This window comes from Pseudomonas sp. A39, assembly GCF_058145955.1.
In genome coordinates, this window is the sequence record NZ_JBYVMD010000008.1 from 87,686 (window position 1) to 103,323 (window position 15,638).

Annotated in this window: 11 protein-coding genes and 1 pseudogene; all 12 read right to left on the minus strand. The window is 62.3% G+C overall.

Annotated elements, in window-relative coordinates; translation table 11 throughout:
• Positions 1-8 precede the first annotated feature (8 nt).
• The 12 genes and pseudogenes from AC3ZU9_RS08520 to AC3ZU9_RS08575 all read right to left on the minus strand — a co-directional run bounded on the left by AC3ZU9_RS08520 (position 9) and on the right by AC3ZU9_RS08575 (position 15,525).
• On the minus strand, positions 9-2,759 hold the full coding sequence (locus tag AC3ZU9_RS08520; RefSeq protein ID WP_490090577.1) for a malto-oligosyltrehalose synthase: 2,751 nt from the start codon (positions 2,757-2,759) through the stop codon (positions 9-11).
• Positions 2,756-4,840 (minus strand): 4-alpha-glucanotransferase, encoded by a 2,085-nt coding sequence (malQ, locus tag AC3ZU9_RS08525; RefSeq protein WP_490090578.1) that lies wholly within the window; start codon positions 4,838-4,840, stop codon positions 2,756-2,758. The genes AC3ZU9_RS08520 and malQ overlap by 4 nt, the downstream gene beginning before the upstream one ends.
• A complete protein-coding gene (treZ, locus tag AC3ZU9_RS08530) occupies positions 4,837-6,582 on the minus strand; it encodes a malto-oligosyltrehalose trehalohydrolase (protein ID WP_490090579.1) in 1,746 nt (581 codons plus the stop codon). The genes malQ and treZ overlap by 4 nt, the downstream gene beginning before the upstream one ends.
• A gap of 20 nt (positions 6,583-6,602) precedes the next feature.
• Positions 6,603-8,156, minus strand: coding sequence for a glycogen synthase GlgA (glgA, locus tag AC3ZU9_RS08535; protein WP_080567197.1), 1,554 nt, complete (start codon positions 8,154-8,156; stop codon positions 6,603-6,605).
• Between the two features lie 504 nt (positions 8,157-8,660).
• Positions 8,661-9,614 (minus strand): D-2-hydroxyacid dehydrogenase family protein, encoded by a 954-nt coding sequence (locus AC3ZU9_RS08540; protein ID WP_012724521.1) that lies wholly within the window; start codon positions 9,612-9,614, stop codon positions 8,661-8,663.
• A 26-nt stretch (positions 9,615-9,640) separates the two neighbouring features.
• Entirely contained in the window at positions 9,641-10,642 is a 1,002-nt protein-coding gene (locus tag AC3ZU9_RS08545) for an alpha/beta fold hydrolase (protein ID WP_490090580.1), read from the minus strand.
• Between the two features lie 44 nt (positions 10,643-10,686).
• Positions 10,687-11,130 (minus strand): YqaA family protein, encoded by a 444-nt coding sequence (locus tag AC3ZU9_RS08550; RefSeq protein ID WP_012724519.1) that lies wholly within the window; start codon positions 11,128-11,130, stop codon positions 10,687-10,689.
• Positions 11,127-11,573: a DUF411 domain-containing protein gene (locus tag AC3ZU9_RS08555; RefSeq protein ID WP_012724518.1), complete on the minus strand. Its 447-nt coding sequence runs from the start codon at positions 11,571-11,573 to the stop codon at positions 11,127-11,129. The genes AC3ZU9_RS08550 and AC3ZU9_RS08555 overlap by 4 nt, the downstream gene beginning before the upstream one ends.
• Positions 11,574-11,684: 111 nt before the next feature.
• Entirely contained in the window at positions 11,685-12,143 is a 459-nt protein-coding gene (locus tag AC3ZU9_RS08560; protein ID WP_012724517.1) for an SRPBCC family protein, read from the minus strand.
• Positions 12,144-12,233: 90 nt separating this feature from the next.
• A complete protein-coding gene (locus tag AC3ZU9_RS08565; protein ID WP_371914036.1) occupies positions 12,234-13,079 on the minus strand; it encodes a methyl-accepting chemotaxis protein in 846 nt (281 codons plus the stop codon).
• Positions 13,080-13,094: 15 nt separating this feature from the next.
• Positions 13,095-14,228 (minus strand): annotated as a pseudogene (locus AC3ZU9_RS08570) (HAMP domain-containing protein); the annotation flags it as partial.
• Between the two features lie 301 nt (positions 14,229-14,529).
• The gene (locus AC3ZU9_RS08575) at positions 14,530-15,525 is read right to left on the minus strand and encodes an aldo/keto reductase (RefSeq protein ID WP_490090581.1); all 996 of its coding nucleotides are present in this window, start codon (positions 15,523-15,525) and stop codon (positions 14,530-14,532) included.
• Positions 15,526-15,638 lie beyond the last annotated feature (113 nt).

A 15,638-nucleotide genomic window follows, 5' to 3' on the forward strand; every position in this document is an offset into this window, starting at 1 on the left:
AGAAAATTTCAGCTTTCTTGATCATCAGGATTGATAAAGACATTGACCGGGAAATCCCCCAGGGCAGTGCTGATCAACAGCTCCTTGTCTGGTGTGACTGCGCCTGTATGAAAAAGTCCCTTCCAGTTTTGAGTTGTCGCGGCGAACGGTAATTTCACCCGTGTATCGCCCCAAACCCGCGCATTGACCTGAGGGTGCACACCGTTTTCAAGCAGCGCGTGCGACCAGCGTGGCACCACCACCAGCACGCATTTGCCCTGATACTCGCGGGCGAAAGCGACCACCCGTTCGGCGTGCGTGCCGACCACTTCCAGCGGTGTATATGCGCCGCTGCGGAACAGTTCGGGATGGGCTTTACGCAAGCCCAGCACCTGAGCAATCAACGCCTGTTTGATGCGCCCGTCGCGCCAGTTGAACAACAGTTCACCGAGGTCCGGCGGAGTATCCAGCGCCTGTTGCCGTGCGTTGAAATCCACCGGGCGGCGGTTGTCCGGGTCCACGAGGCTGAAGTCCCAGAACTCGTCGCCCTGGTACAGGTCCGGCACACCCGGTACGGTGATGCGAAGCAAAGATTGCGCCAGGCCATTGAGCGCACCGGCCGGGGCGATCACCTGGGCGGCGTTGCCAATGGCGGTGCGCAGTTCGCGCCCCTCATCAGTGAGCAGCAGCCGCGAGAGGAAGGCTTCGACGCCTTGCTCATACGCTTCGTTGGGCGCGCTCCAGCTGCTTTGCAACTTGGCTTCGCGCAGGGCTTTTTGCTGCCATTGCCACAGGCGTTGCTGGTAACCCTCGAAGTCGGCGTCCTGGTCCAGCGGCCAACTGCCCAGCAGTGCCTGATAGAGGATCAATTCATCGCCGGCCGACGGCGTATTCGCGTCAACCCGCAGCGGCGCGGCGAGGCTGCGCCAATGCTCGACCTGTTCGACGTACCACGGCGCGCACTCACTCAGCACGGCCAGGCGCGCGCGGGTATCTTCGCCGCGCTTGTGGTCGTGGGTGGCGGTGGCCAGCAGGTTGTCGGGGAAGGTCTGCAAACGGTGCTGGTTGACCGCATGGAAGTCGGCCAAGGGCGCACTGAACTGTTCGGTGCTGAAGCCCACGTCGTTGCGCGACAGCAGCACCGCCGAACGATAGAACGCGGTGTCTTCCACCGCTTTCGCGGCGGCGGGCGAGGTCAGTTGCTGGAAGCGCACGCAGGCATGCTTGAGGATCTTGCGCTCACGGCCCACCGGGCGATTGCGCCAGGGCTGGCCGCCGAGCCAATTTTCCAGGTGCTCAAGTACCGGCCAGTCGCCTTCGCCCAAGGTCGTGCGCGCGCCGTCCATGGCCTGCTGGAACACCTTGTCGTCGGCGGCGCTACGGCCACGGGCGCTGATGTAGGTGCGGTACACCGGGAAGTGCACGATCAGTTCCTGCAAGGCCCGGCGGATGGCCCCGAGGGTCAGGTCGCGGGTCATCACGTCGTCGCGGGCCACTTGCAGCAGGGCCTGGGCCACGCTTTCAAAGTCACCGCCGAGGGAGCCATTGAGGATCTGCTGGCGTGCCAGCCGCGCTTCCTCGATAAACGCCGCAGGCCGTTCGCTATGGCGTGTCCACAGCTCGGCCAACGGTTCGAAGCCGTCCGGTTGATGTTGCAGCAGCGACAACTGGTTCATGAATTCGTAGCCGGTGGTGCCGTCCACTTGCCAGTCTTCACGCAGGGTTTCGCCCTCGCCGAGGATCTTCTCGACGAAGATCGGCAAGTGCCGTTCCGGCACCAGCGAATCCACGCGACGGCGCAGCTTGCGGCAATACCCGCGCGGGTCGGCCAGGCCGTCGATATGGTCGATGCGCAGGCCATCCACCAAGCCTTCGCTGATCAGTTCGAAGATCTTGCCATGGGTGGCTTCGAACACCGCGGTACGCTCTACGCGCAGGCCGCCGAGTTCGTTGACATCGAAGAAGCGCCGCCAGTTGATGTCATCCGCCGCCGTGCGCCAGCTGGCCAGGCGGTAGGCCTGTTGTTCCAGCAGTTGATGCAGGCGCTTGAAGCCTTGGGGCTGGCGCCCGTCGAAGGTGGTCAGCCGCTGCTCGATGGCTGGCAGCACCTCGGTGGCGCGTTCGGCCAGGGCCTGTTTGAGCCACGCCGCTTCGTGGTAAGCGTCTTCCTGATGGGCGAGGGCGGTGAAGCGCTCGGCCAGGGGCTTGAGCGGCGCCTCGGTGCCCAGGATCGCCGCGTAGTCTTTTGGACAGATCGGGAAGCGGTGTTCGTAATGCTCAACGTAGAACGCGCCGTGGGGGGCGTCGAACTGCAACGTCAGGGTGCCGGCCTGCAGGGCTTCGCCGTAGTCGCTGCCGAGGAACGGCATCAGCAATTGGCCCTTGAGCAACGGGTCGGGCGAGTGCCATTGAATATCGAAGAACTCGCTGTAGGGACTCAGTCGCCCCCATTCCAGCAGGTCCAGCCACCAAGGGTTGTCGGCGCCGCCCACGGCCATGTGGTTGGAAACGATATCGAGGATCAGGCCCATCTTGTGTTCACGCAGCGCGGCGACCAGGCGGCGCAGAGCGGGTTCGCCGCCCAGCTCCGGGTTGACGCTGGTGGGGTCGACCACATCGTAGCCGTGCATGGACCCGGCACGGGCGCTGAGCAGCGGTGAGGCATACAGGTGACTGATGCCCAACTGGGCGAAATACGGCACCAGGGGCACCGCATCATCGAGGGTAAAACCTTTATGGAATTGCAGGCGCTGGGTCGCGCGCAGGGGCAGTGCGTTCATCGGTCACGCTCATAGGCTTGGTTGCGCGCGACGGCCAACAGCTCGAGGCGGCGGGCGGCACCGGCATTGTCGAGCAGGCTGGACGCCTCGCCCGGCAGGCGGCGACGCCAATTGGGATGGGTGTCGGTGGTGCCGGGCAGGTTGGCTTGTTCCTCCACCCCGAGGGCGTCCTCCAACGGCAACAGCACCAGGGGCGCGCGGGTGTGGCCGAGGTAGCGCGCACTGGCGTCGATCATATGGTCGGTTTCATTGCGGATTTCTTCGACGAAGTTCTGCGGGTCCTGGCTCAAGGCCTGGCGCAGTGCCTGGCGTTCGCGCAGGCGGTGTTCGCTCCATTGTTCCACCGTAGGCGCGTCGATCAGGCCAAGCTGGATGTTCCAGTCGATATCGCGGCTGTGCCACCAACCGTTCAGGGTCGGCAAATCATGGGTGCTGGTGGTGGCCAGGGCGTTGTCCGGCCAGTCGAGGATCGGCGTGAACCGGCCCTCGTGGTTTTGCTCGAACAGCAACACACGCATGCCCAGGATCGAGCGCGCGATGAGTTTTTCACGCAGGCCATCCGGCACCGTGCCCAAGTCTTCACCGAGCACAATGGCCTGGTGACGGTGGGACTCCAGCGCCAACAGCCGCAACAGGTCATCCACCGGGTAATACAGGTAGGCGCCTTCGCGCGGCGAGGCGTCCATGGGGATCACCCACAGGCGTTGCAGGCCCATCACATGGTCGATGCGCAAGCCGCCGGCATGGGCAAAGTTGGCGCGCAGCATTTCGATAAAGGCGCGAAAACCATTGCGCTTGAGACCTTCGGGCGAGAAGGCGGAAATCCCCCAGCCCTGGCCGGCACGGTTGAGAATGTCGGGCGGCGCACCGACGGTCAGGTCTGCCAGCAATTCATCCTGGCGGCTCCAGGCCTGGCTGCCACCGCCGTCGGCGCCCACCGCGAGGTCGGCGATCAAGCCGACGCCCATGCCGCTGCCGCGCGCAGCTTGTTGCGCGCGCTCAAGGCAACGGGCGATCAGCCATTGGCTGAACGCGAAGTAGCCGATCTCATCGCGATTGTCTTCGGCGAACTGCGCCAGTGCCGGGCTCTGCGGGCTGCGCCAGTCTTCGGGCCAGTGGCGCCAGTCGAGTGCTTCACCTGCCGATGCGCGAGCCGCTTGCACGGCTTCGAAGCGGCAATGGTTTTCCAGCGCCTCGCCACCGGCCTGGCGGAAACTGAGGAAGTCGGCGTGTTGTGGGTGGTGGCCATGACGGAAGTCTTCATAAAGTGCACGCAACAGGCGTTGCTTGGCCTTGGCGGCGGCGGGCCAGTCGATCAGGGTGTGTTGCTCCAGCGCGTGCAGCTCATCCGCCAGGCCGAGGGACTCGATCGCGTTGCGCACTTCGCGCTCACCCAGGATGCAGCCCGGGGAGGCGTACAAACTGTTGAGGAACAACCGGCTCGACGGCGAATACGGGCTGTAGCGCCCGGTGTCGGCGCTGAACATGGCATGCATCGGGCTGATGGCCAGTGCATCGGCGCCGCGCTCGGCCGCCGAGCGGGCCAGATGCTCCAAGGCCAGGGTATCGCCAAAACCGCCGTCGCCCAGACGGCGCAGGCCATACAGTTGCGCGCTGAGGCCCCAGGCGCGGGCCGGTTGGGTATCGACCGCTTCGGCGACGCTGTAGCAATGCGTGGGGGCGACGGCCAAGGTGAAGACCTGATCGGCGATATGCACTTGGTGATAACCCAGGGCAATGACGCCTGGCAGGACGGCGTTGCCATCGAGCCGCAGTTCCAGGGTGTCGCCGTCTTCCAGGCTGACCCGGCACAGGGTGTCCGGTTCGAAGTAGCGCGCCAGGTCGAGGCCGTCACCACTGTCGATGGTCAGTAGGGGCGGCAGGTGTTTGTCTTGTTGTACCCGCTCCAGTTCAAGCAGGCTGGCGTCGATCTCTGCGTCACTGTCGGCCGGGTGGCCCAGGCCTTTGAGAACGGCGCGCAGGGCGTCGGGTGTTACACGTTGCGGGCGGCCGTTTGCGTCGATCCAATCGACGGCCAGGCCCGCTCGGCTGGCGAGGATTTCCAGGTTCGCTTCACTCAAGGGTGCTCTCCAACAGGGTATAGGGTGACGCGTGCGCTGTACGGCGGCAGGGTTGCGCCGGCGTTGGCAGGCGTTTGAAAAAGGACCGGCTCCGTGGCTGGGTGATCCAGCGGCACGGCGCTCAAGTTGAGGTCGATCCGCAACACACTGCCGTTACCCAGGCGCCAACGGGCGCTGACGGCGTGATCGGCCAGGACCTGAGCGCCCAGCGCGACACTGCCGGGCAGGTGCGGCACGAGATGCCGGTGGCGCAGGCTCAGCAGTTGGCGATAGAGCTGGGTGTGTTCGTTCTCGTCGAAGCTGGGCGTGGTTTGCAAAAAGGTCGGCAGGGCATTGGGATCGGGAATGCGTTCGCGCCGCTCCGGGTCCTGGAACGCGGCGAAATCCTTGAATTCATTGCGTCGACCTTCACGCACCGCCTCGGCCAGCTCGCCATGGTGATCGGTGAAAAACAGGAAAGGCTCGCTGGCGTTGGCCTCATCACCCATGAACATCAGCGGGATCATCGGCGACAGCAGCAGCAGCGCGGTCGCCGCCTTCAAGGCCTGCGGCGAGCAGAGCTGATGCAGGCGCTCGCCCAGGGCACGGTTGCCGATCTGGTCATGGTTTTGCAGGAACGCCACGAACGCGCTCGGTGGCAGGTGCCCACTGGGTTCGCCACGCACATGGCCATGCCGGGTTGTATGGCCTTGGTAGATAAAGCCTTCGCCCAGGCAGCGGGCCAATTTAGCGGTCGGCTCTTGGGCGAAGTCGCTGTAATACGCATCGGTCTCGCCGGTCAACAGCACGTGCAACACATTATGGAAATCATCATTCCATTGCGCGTTGAAATCGTGCTGCAGGAGCCCGGCCTGGTTGAGCTCGTTTTCGAGCATCAGCCAGACATGGCGGCCCGTGTCCACCTGCTCGCGCACGCGGTGGGCCAGCTCCTTGAGAAACTCCGGGTTATCGATGGCGTGTACCGCGTCCAGGCGCAGGCCGTCGAAGCGGTATTCGAGCAACCACATCAATGCGTTATCGAGGAAGAAGTCCCGCACTTCACGCCGGTTGAAATCGATGCCGGCGCCCCATGGCGTGTGCACGTCTTCCTGGAAGAACCCCTTGGCGTACTGGCCCAGGTAATTGCCGTCGGGCCCGAAGTGGTTGTAGACCACGTCGAGAATCACCGCAAGGCCATGTTCGTGGGCGCTGTCGATCAGGTGCTTGAGCTGTTCAGGGGTGCCGTAGGAGGCTTGGGGTGCATAGGGCAGGACCCCGTCGTAGCCCCAGTTGCGATCGCCGGGGAATTGCGCCAACGGCATCAATTCAATCGCGGTAACGCCCAATTCGGCCAGGCGTGGCAGGTGTTTCTCAATGCCGGCATAACCCCCCATGGCACCGACGTGCAGTTCATAGATGACTGCCTCGTGCCAGGGGCGGCCTTGCCAATTGCTGTGACGCCATTGATAGGCGAGGGAGTCGACCACTACGCTCCAACCGTGCACATCCGAGGCCTGGGCCCTGGAGGCGGGATCGGGTACGTCCATCTCCCCATCGATATTGAAGCGGTAGCGCGTGCCCGCCGGGCACGCTATTTCGGTTTCAAACCAGCCTTCTGCCTGGGGCAGCATGGCGACGGACTTGCCGTTTTCCAATTCAACGCTGACATAAAACGCGTCTGGCGCCCACAAGGCGAAACGCGTGTGTTGCGCGTCCAGCATGATTGCGCCGTGGGGCCAGGTTTCCAGAGTCCGTAACGGCATCTATAAAAACCTCCCTTTGATTATTTAGCGGATTTCCCCAGTGCTTTAGCCACCAGTTGCTCATACAGTTCGGCGTAGGGTTCCACGGCCTGGCTCCAGTTGAACGGTTGGGTCATCGCCCGGCAGCGCATGGCGTTGAGCAAGCCAGGGAAGGCAAACACCTTGAACGCGCGGCTCAAGGCTTCTTTGTAGCTGTCGACCGTGGATTCATTGAACAGGAAGCCGGTGACACCGTTTTCAATGGTGTCAGCCAAGCCACCGGTGTTACGTGCGACGGGCAGCGAACCGAAGCGCTGGGCGTACATCTGGCTCAGGCCGCAGGGCTCGTAACGCGACGGCATCAGCAGGAAATCGCTGCCGGCGAACATGCGCCGGGCGTCGGTCTCGTTGAAGCCGATGCGCACGCCGATCTGGCCTGGGAAGCGCAGCGCCAGTTCACGCATGGCGTTTTCTTCTTCAGGCTCACCGCGGCCGATAATCGCGATCTGGCCGCCTTGTTCGACGATAAAGCTGGCAACGGCTTCGGTGAGGTCCAGGCCTTTCTGGAAGACCAGGCGCGAGACCACGGCGAACAGCGGACCCGTCGAGTCGTGGAGGCCGAACAGGTTGCGCACCTGCGCGGCGTTCACCGCCTTGCCTTCCCAATCGCCAATATTGAAGTTGTGCGTTAGGTGGGGGTCGGTGGAGGTTTCCCAGCTGTCTTCGATGCCGTTGGGAATGCCGCTGAGCAAGCCTTGCTGGGTCTTGCTGGCCAAAAAGCCATCCAGGCCGCAGCCGAATTCAGGCGTAGTGATTTCCTGGGCGTAGGTGGCGCTCACGGTGGTGATATGGCTGGAATACGCCATGCCGGCCTTGAGGAACGACATCTTGCCGTAGAACTCCATGCCTTCCTGTTGCAAGGCGTGGGGTGGAATGCCCAGTTCCGGCGTGGAGGCCAGGCTGACGACGCCCTGATACGCCAGGTTATGGATGGTGAACAGGGTCGGGGTGCGTGACCCACGCCAGTGCATATAGGCCGGTGCCAGGCCAGCGGGCCAGTCGTGGGCGTGCACCAGGTCCGGGCACCAGTGGATCTGCGCCAGGTTGGCAGCCATGTCAGCGGCGGCCAGGCCCAGGCGGGCGAAACGGATATGGTTGTCCGGCCAGTCGCGGCCGTTGTTGGCGCCGTAGGGTGTACCTTCACGCTCGTAGAGCTCGGGGCAGATCAGTACATAGATGACCAGGCCGTCCTTGAGGTCCATCCGCCCGATCTTGCACGGCGGCAGCGCAGCGTGGCCGCCCAGCTCACCGATGATATGGATCGGGTTGTCGCTCTCCATTACCTGCGGATAGCCAGGGATCAGCACCCGCACATCGTGCAGGTGGGCCATGGCGCGGGGCAGGGCAGCGGACACATCGCCCAGGCCGCCGGTTTTCACCAGATCGGCGAATTCGGAGGTGACAAACAGGACTTTCTTGCGATTGGGATTGTGACTCGGGACCGGCCGCACCGTGTTGAGGTCAACCAAAGAGGTCGACCCGCCAACTGGCTGACTAACACGCTCTCCCTGAATACTTGCAGCGGCACTGATCATAGTTCTCTCCACGTGTTGGTCGGCTAATGGCCCGCTGCCACTAGCTCCGATGACCGCATCCTGCGGCCAGGCGCAAGCGCATAACGCCCTTTGAATAGTTGGGGCAAGGCGTATGCCAGTTGCACGGTTAGCTCAAAAAGAATGGATAGACGGCATCTGGTATGAACCGCATGTGCGCGCCTTACCCTAAACCTGACCTATGGCAGAGTTGTAAAGTTTCGATTTTTTCGCGGGGCTTTTGTTTTGAAACGGACCCATCGGTCATCAGTCTAGGACATATCCTAGAGCCTGTAGGGTTTTCGAGAGGATTTTGTAGGACAAAATACTTTTAACGTTATGCCGCTGTAGTGGGGAAGCTGTCTGTAGTGAGCGGGCTTGTCCCGCGTCGGAGTGCGAAGCGCTCCTCATAAGGCGTACTCGGTGCAATGAGTGCCACCGAGGTGTTTGGTTTTGGGGCCGCTTCGCGCCCCAGCGTGGGGCAAGCCCACTCACTACATTGGTGCGTTAGCCGAGGGTGCGAATGGGCGCGCCGTTCGCCCAGGCTTGAATGTCTTCGATCATTTGCGCGTAGAACTGCCGGTAATTCTGCTCGCTCACGTAGCCCACGTGCGGGGTGGCCAGTACCGTTGGCAAGCGGCGGAAGGGATGATCCGCGGGCAGCGGCTCTTGGGCATACACGTCCAGCGCCGCACCGGCCAGGCGGCCGCTTTCGAGGGCCTGCACCAGCGCCTGCTCATCCACTATCGGCCCCCGCGCGGTGTTGACCAGGCGCGCGCTGGGCTTCATCCAGCCCAGCGCTTGCGCGTCCACCAAGCCACGGGTGCGGTCACTGAGCACCAGGTGCACGGTGAGAATGTCCGCCTGTTCGAACAAGGCTTGCTTGCTGACCCACGTCACGCCTGACTCGGCGGCCCGTTCCGGGGTGAGGTTTTCACTCCAGGCAATGACACGCATGCCGAACACCTGGGCAAACTGCGCGACTTTCTGGCCGATACTGCCCAGCCCGAGAATCCCCAGGGTCTTGCCATACAGATCGCCGCCCAGGCCGATCTGCCAGTGGCCGGCGCGCAGCGAATGGGCTTCAGCCACCAGGTCACGCGTGGAAGCCATGATCAACGCCCAGGTCAATTCCGGCGCCGCGTGTTTATAGCTGTCGGTGCCACAGACCTGGATACCCAAGGCCTTGGCCGCGGGAATGTCGATCGCGGCGTTGCGCATGCCGCCGGTCACCAGCAATTTAAGCGCGGGCAGGCCTTGCAGCAGGGCTTTGTCGAAGGTAGAACGCTCACGCATCACACAAATGACCTCGAAGCCCTGCAAGCGCTCGATCATGGTGGCGGTATCCGCCGGGTAATCGTGCAGGAAATGCACCTGGCCCACGGCCGCAAGGACCGACCAATCCACCACGCCACTGGCCACATTCTGCCAATCATCAATGACTGCGATCTGTACCGACATTCACGAGTGCCTCGAAAAAGGTTGGACTAAAGGGCGTTAAGGCCCTGCAACAGTGCCTTGTGAAACTGGGCGGGTTCTTCCATTTGCGGCGCGTGCCCAAGGCCCGGGAATTCCACCAGGGTTGCATGGGGGATCAGCTTGGCCACCTGCTTGCCCAGCACGGCATAATCGCCAAGCGTGGCCTTGACCGCCGGCGGCGCGATGTCTTTGCCGATGGCAGTGTTGTCCGAGGTGCCGATCAGCAGCAGCGTGGGCATCTGCAGGTCCTTGAACTCGTAGTACACCGGCTGGGTGAAGATCATGTCGTAAATCAACGCCGAGTTCCATGCCACCTGCGTATGCCCGGGGCCGTTGCTCAGGCCGGCGTACATGTCCACCCACCGCTCGTACTCCGGCTTCCAGCGCCCGACATAATAGGTGTTGAGTTGGTAGTTGCGAATGCCTTCGGCGCTGACCTTCAGCTCCCGCTCATACCACTGGTCAACGCTGAGCGAGGGCACGCCCAACGCTTTCCAGTCTTCCAGGCCGATCGGGTTGACCATCGCCAGCTGTTCGGTTTGCTCGGGGTACATGAGTGCGTAGCGCGTGGCGAGCATGCCGCCGGTGGAATGGCCGAGGAGGGTGGCCTTTTGAACGCCGAGCTTTTCCAGCAGTTGGTGGGTGTTAAGCGCCAATTGCTGGAAGCTGTACTGGTAATGATCGGGCTTGCTGGAACTGCAGAATCCGATCTGGTCCGGCGCGATCACCCGGTAGCCGGCGTCGCTCAAGGCCTTGATCGAACCTTCCCAGGTGGCGCCGCAGAAGTTCTTGCCGTGCATCAGCACCACGCTGCGACCGTTGGCCTGACCTTTGGCGGGGACGTCCATATAGCCCATTTGCAAGGACTTGCCCTGGGATTGAAACGCGAAATGCTTGAGCGGATAGGGGTATTCGAAGCCTTGCAGTTCGGGACCGTAGGTCGCGGCGAACACCGGGGCGGCAGTGGCTGTGAGCAGGCCGGCGATACAAAAAGCGCGGATCAGAGGCATTGGCTGGGCTCCGAGAAGGGTATTCGGATGCTGTTGCGAGACGATTAAGTGGGGATTAACACCCACTGCAAGGTGATCGCCGCGAGCACGCCATAACGCAGGCCTTTGGCCAGGGTCACCAGTAGCAGGAATCGCCACAGTGGCTCGCGCATCACCCCGGCCACCAGTGTCAGCGGGTCGCCAATGATCGGCAGCCAACTGAGCAGCAACGTCCAATGCCCCCAGCGCTCGTAATGGTTGCGGGCTTTTTCCAGTTGCTTGTCGTTGATGGGAAACCAGCGCCGTTGCTTGAAGTGCTCCACCCAGCGGCCCAGCCACCAGTTCACCACTGAGCCCAGCACATTGCCCAACGTGGCAATGCCCAGCAACAGCCACAGGCTGTAATGGCCGCTGAGGAGCAGGCCGACCAGTACCGCTTCCGATTGCAGGGGTAATAATGTCGCGGCGCCAAACGCCGCGAAAAACAACCCCAGGTAGCCCGCGATCATTGTGCCGGGTATTGCGCCACCACCACATCTTTGCCTTCACGGGTCAGGCCGATGACTTGATAGGCCTCGCTTCGGCCCTCCACCTCCATGCCGGGCGAGCCCATGGGCATGCCCGGCGCGGCGACGCCCAGCAGGTCGTTGCGTTTGCGCAAGGCCAGCACTTGTTCGGCTGGCACATGGCCTTCGACGAATTTGCCGTCGATCACGGCGGTATGGCAGGAGCCCAGGCGCGGCGCCACGCCCAGGCGTTGTTTGACCGCACTCATGTCGGTTTCGACGTGGTCATTGACCTTGAAACCGTTGCTTTCCAGGTGGCTGATCCATTTTTTGCAGCAACCGCAGTTGGCGTCGCGGTGCACGTCAATGGGGATCAGGTCGGCAGCCTGGGCCAGGGTGGCGGTGAAGAGGGTTGAAAGCAGGGCCAATCGCAATCGGGTTTTCATGGTGGGGCTCGTCGGTCGGTGAACGTCGTCAGGATGCAGGCGATCATGACGACGTCAGCGCAGGCAAGCCAGTCTCCACCGAGGGGGGTGTGTGGCGGTAATGTTTCCAAATTATACGAGAGGTGGGTTTTCCAGGCGATGCTTGAGCTGGCCGAGGGCGACCGCCGACAGTTCAATCATGCGTTCATGCAAGGTGGCCAATTGCAATTCGGTTTCATAGGTCAATACACGCTTGAACAGCGTGCCGCCTTGATGGGGTAACAGGAAGTAGTGAATCGAGCCGTCGACGGCCAGGGAAGTGAACACGGTCTTGAATTCGCCGGGGCGCCGCGCGATCTGCACGCGGTAACTCATGGGCACACGCACACCCAGCAAATCGATGAACTCGGTGAAACGTGCGCCGGGCGGGAGTGAACCGGTGGTGCCCGTATCGGCGCTGAGGGAGGTGGGGTGCCATTCGTGCCAGCGATCCGGTTGGGTCACGTAGTCATAAACGGCGTCGATGGGGGCCTGGATAAAGCGTTCCTGACTGATCCGCTCCAAGCGGACCGACTGCTCGGCTGCGCGCATGGCACACCTCCTGTGTGGCAGTAGTAATCACCTTGAACTGTCAGAATAGTCCCACTCCCGCACATTGCACGGGAGTGTTTCAGCCGTTTATCACTGCACCTTGAATCGACCCATCAACGCAATTACCCGACCATTCGCGTCCAGCAGGCTTTGAGTATTGGTTTCAGTGGCATGGCCGCTCTGCACCAACTCTTCGACCATTTGTCGGATCTGCACCATGCTGCGGTTGATCTCCTCGGTCACCGCGCTCTGCTGCTCGGCGGCCGTGGCGATCTGGGTGCTGAGGTTATTGATGTGGCTGACCGAGCCGGCCATTTCATCCAACCCGGTGTTCACCCGCGCCGTGGCATCCGCGGCCGACTGGCAGCTGGCCTGGGTGTTTTCCATCGCGGCGACCGAGGAACTCACGCCAGCCGTCAGGCGGGTGAGCATTTCGTTGATCTGTGACGTGCTGGCCTGCGTGCGTGCGGCCAGCGCGCGGACTTCATCGGCCACCACCGCAAAACCACGGCCTTGCTCACCGGCACGCGCCGCTTCAATCGCGGCGTTGAGGGCAAGCAGGTTGGTCTGGCCGGCGATTGCGCCGATCACGCCGAGGGTTTCGGTGATGCGCGCGGCATCCTGGCGCATGTTTTCCACGCTGTGGGTCGCACTGGACACTTCGCCAATCAACGCGCTGACACTGTTGGAGGCTTCACCGACGACCACGCGGGAACGGTCGGCGTGTTCGTTGGCGCGCTGGGTGAACGCTGCGGTTTCGGCGGCGTTTTGCGCAACGGTGTCGGCGGTGGAGCTCATTTCGGTGATGGCGGTGACGGTCTGGTCGGTTTCCGAGGCATGCCGTACCAGGATCTGGTTGGTGTGCGCCGACGTCCGCTGTAGTTGCTCAAGGCTTGACGACATGGCGCCGGTGGCTTGGGTGACTTCGCCGATCATGTTCTGCAGGTAGACAATAAAGCGGTTCACCGAGTGGCCGATGGCGCCCAATTCGTCTTCGGCACGGATGGTGATGCGGCGGGTCAGGTCGGCATCGCCGGCGGACAGTGCGTCGATATTGGTTTTCAACGACTTCATGCGCTGCACCAGTTGGCGGATCGCATACGCGGCGAGCAGCACCAGCAGCAGGACCATAGGGATTTGCAGCAAGGCCAAGGTGCCCAGTACGTCATCACGCTGGGCGGTAATCAGTGAGGTGGGCAGGGCGGTGGCGAGGAACCATGGCGTGCCACCGATAGGGCGCATGTAAAAAGTGCTGGCCACGCCCTGGTTGTCGAACTCGTTGCGTTGCAGCGCTTGGTCGCGGTGGGCCAGGGCTTTGCTGACCTGGGCCGCAAACGCCGAAGTGCCGGTGAGTTCGCTGATGTTCTTCAGCACCACCGGACCGCTGATGCGGGTGCTGTTGCTGATGATCTTGCCGTCACCTTCGACGATCAGCATTTGCCCGCCGATGTCTTTCTCTTTACTGGCCACCAGGTCATTGAAGAAGCCCAGGGTCACGTCGATGGTCGCGACACCATAAGGCACGCCGTCGCGCTGGATGGCCATGGCGCAGTTGGTGCGCGGCTCCTGGCTGGCGTCGTCCTTGTAGGCGGCCGCCCAGGCACATTGACCGCGCGGCGAGGCCAAGCCGCCTTTGTACCAGCTCTGGTCGTAATAGTTGGGCGCGGGGTCGCTGTTCCAGAACGTATTCACCGCCAGCTTGCCCGAGGCATCTCGGTGCCAGAACGTGCTGTGTTTGTTACGCCCTGGTGTGCGCTGGTTGGGCAACGGCCAGATCCCGCCCCCGAAGACTTTCAGCTCGCCGTACTGGTCGACCAGGCCGGGCAGGACCTTGTCGATGGCATCGCTGTCGAGCAGTGGGATGGTCTGGGTAATGGTGCGTTGTTGGGACTGAACCTTGTTCAGTTCGCCCTGAATCTGCTCGGCGACCTCGGCGATGCGGTTGAGCACCACCTGTTCTTCTGTCTGTCGCAGCGTGGGCGCGACCAACTGGCCGATGCCCACCACGGTCAACACAAATAACACCAGGACGAACAGCACCAGGAACAGGGTATAGCGGGCTTGGATAGAGCGCAGTGGGGGCATGAGGTCGTCCTTACGAAGCGTTTATTGTCGACGCGGCTTTGTTAGAGCTTCGTAGGGCTATCGGCTTGGGAGGGCGGAGCTTTAGGTACGGTCGTGCAAGAAAAAAGAGCGCCGGGTAATGCCAGTCAGTTAAGAAGCAGCAAGAGCGAAAAGTCACCCGTGGCGAGGGCGCTTGCTCCCGCTGGACTGCGTAGCAGTCCCAGTCTTTTGAAACAAAGAGCTGGGGCCGCTTCGCGACCCAGCGGGAGCAAGCTCCCTCGCCACAGGTACGGTGCTCACCCTTAACTGACTGGCATTTTATTCAGATATCCAGCATGGCCATTACCGCCTCGGGGTAGCGCAAGCCTGCTGTTGCCTCGATGGGGAAGATCGCCTCCAGTGCCGCGAGCTCTGCCTGGCTGAGGCAGATCGACACCGCCGCCGCGTTTTCTTCCAGATACCTGCGCTGCTTGGTGCCGGGTATCGGAATGATGAAGTCACCCTGCGCCAACACCCAGGCCAGCGCGAGTTGTCCGGCGCTCACGCCTTTGTCGGCTGCCAGCGTTTGTACCTGCTTTACCAGTTCGAGGTTTTTGCCAAAGTTCTCACCCTGGAAGCGCGGGCTGAACCGACGGTAGTCATCGGCACCGAAGTCATCCGGGCTTTTCAGCGCACCGGTTAGAAAACCACGGCCCAGCGGGCTGTAGGGCACGAACGCGATGCCCAGGCGCCGGCAGGCGGCGAGACAGCCGTTGTGTTCCTGGTCGCGGCTCCACAGCGAGTACTCGCTTTGCAACGCGCTGATCGGGTGCACCTTATGCGCGCGTTCAAGTGTCGCGGCAGAGGCTTCGCTCAAGCCCAGGTAGCGCACTTTGCCCTGCTGGACCAACTCGGCCATGGCACCGACGGTTTCTTCGATGGCGACGTCCGGGTCGATGCGGTGCTGGTAATACAGATCGAGGGTCTCCACGCCCAAGCGTCGCAGCGTGCCGTTGATAGCCTCGCGGATGTAGTCGGGGCGGCCGTTCACGCCACGCTGCGCCGGGTGTGCCGGATCGCGCACAATCCCGAACTTGCTGGCCAGGAACACCTGGTCACGTTTGCCGGCGATGGCTTGGCCAATCAGTTGTTCATTGGTGTGCGGGCCGTAGATGTCGGCGGTGTCGAGAAAATTGATGCCCAACTCCAGCGCACGGTGCAGGGTCGCGGTGGCTTCGCGGGTGTCGCTGCCGGGTGTGTAGAAATCGCTCATGCCCATGCAGCCGAGGCCGATGGCGGAGACGAGCGGGCCGTTTGTTCCGAGTTGACGTGTGTGCATGGTTTCAGCGCCTTGGGTGGGAAGGCCTGCATTGTCACGCTCGACAAAATCGGGATAAACCGGCTAAAAGCACTATCACTATTCGTATTATCTGAATAATCAGTTCGAGGAGC

Coding starts and splice junctions, on each gene's coding strand:
- glgA (WP_080567197.1), bottom strand. CDS start 8,156: ATGATCAGTGCCGCTGCAAGTATTCAGGGAGAGCGTGTTAGTCAGCCA.
- AC3ZU9_RS08555 (WP_012724518.1), bottom strand. CDS start 11,573: ATGAAAACCCGATTGCGATTGGCCCTGCTTTCAACCCTCTTCACCGCC.
- AC3ZU9_RS08550 (WP_012724519.1), bottom strand. CDS start 11,130: ATGATCGCGGGCTACCTGGGGTTGTTTTTCGCGGCGTTTGGCGCCGCG.
- AC3ZU9_RS08560 (WP_012724517.1), bottom strand. CDS start 12,143: ATGCGCGCAGCCGAGCAGTCGGTCCGCTTGGAGCGGATCAGTCAGGAA.
- AC3ZU9_RS08575 (WP_490090581.1), bottom strand. CDS start 15,525: ATGCACACACGTCAACTCGGAACAAACGGCCCGCTCGTCTCCGCCATC.
- AC3ZU9_RS08565 (WP_371914036.1), bottom strand. CDS start 13,079: ATGATCGGCGAAGTCACCCAAGCCACCGGCGCCATGTCGTCAAGCCTT.
- AC3ZU9_RS08520 (WP_490090577.1), bottom strand. CDS start 2,759: ATGAACGCACTGCCCCTGCGCGCGACCCAGCGCCTGCAATTCCATAAA.
- AC3ZU9_RS08540 (WP_012724521.1), bottom strand. CDS start 9,614: ATGTCGGTACAGATCGCAGTCATTGATGATTGGCAGAATGTGGCCAGT.
- treZ (WP_490090579.1), bottom strand. CDS start 6,582: ATGCCGTTACGGACTCTGGAAACCTGGCCCCACGGCGCAATCATGCTG.
- AC3ZU9_RS08545 (WP_490090580.1), bottom strand. CDS start 10,642: ATGCCTCTGATCCGCGCTTTTTGTATCGCCGGCCTGCTCACAGCCACT.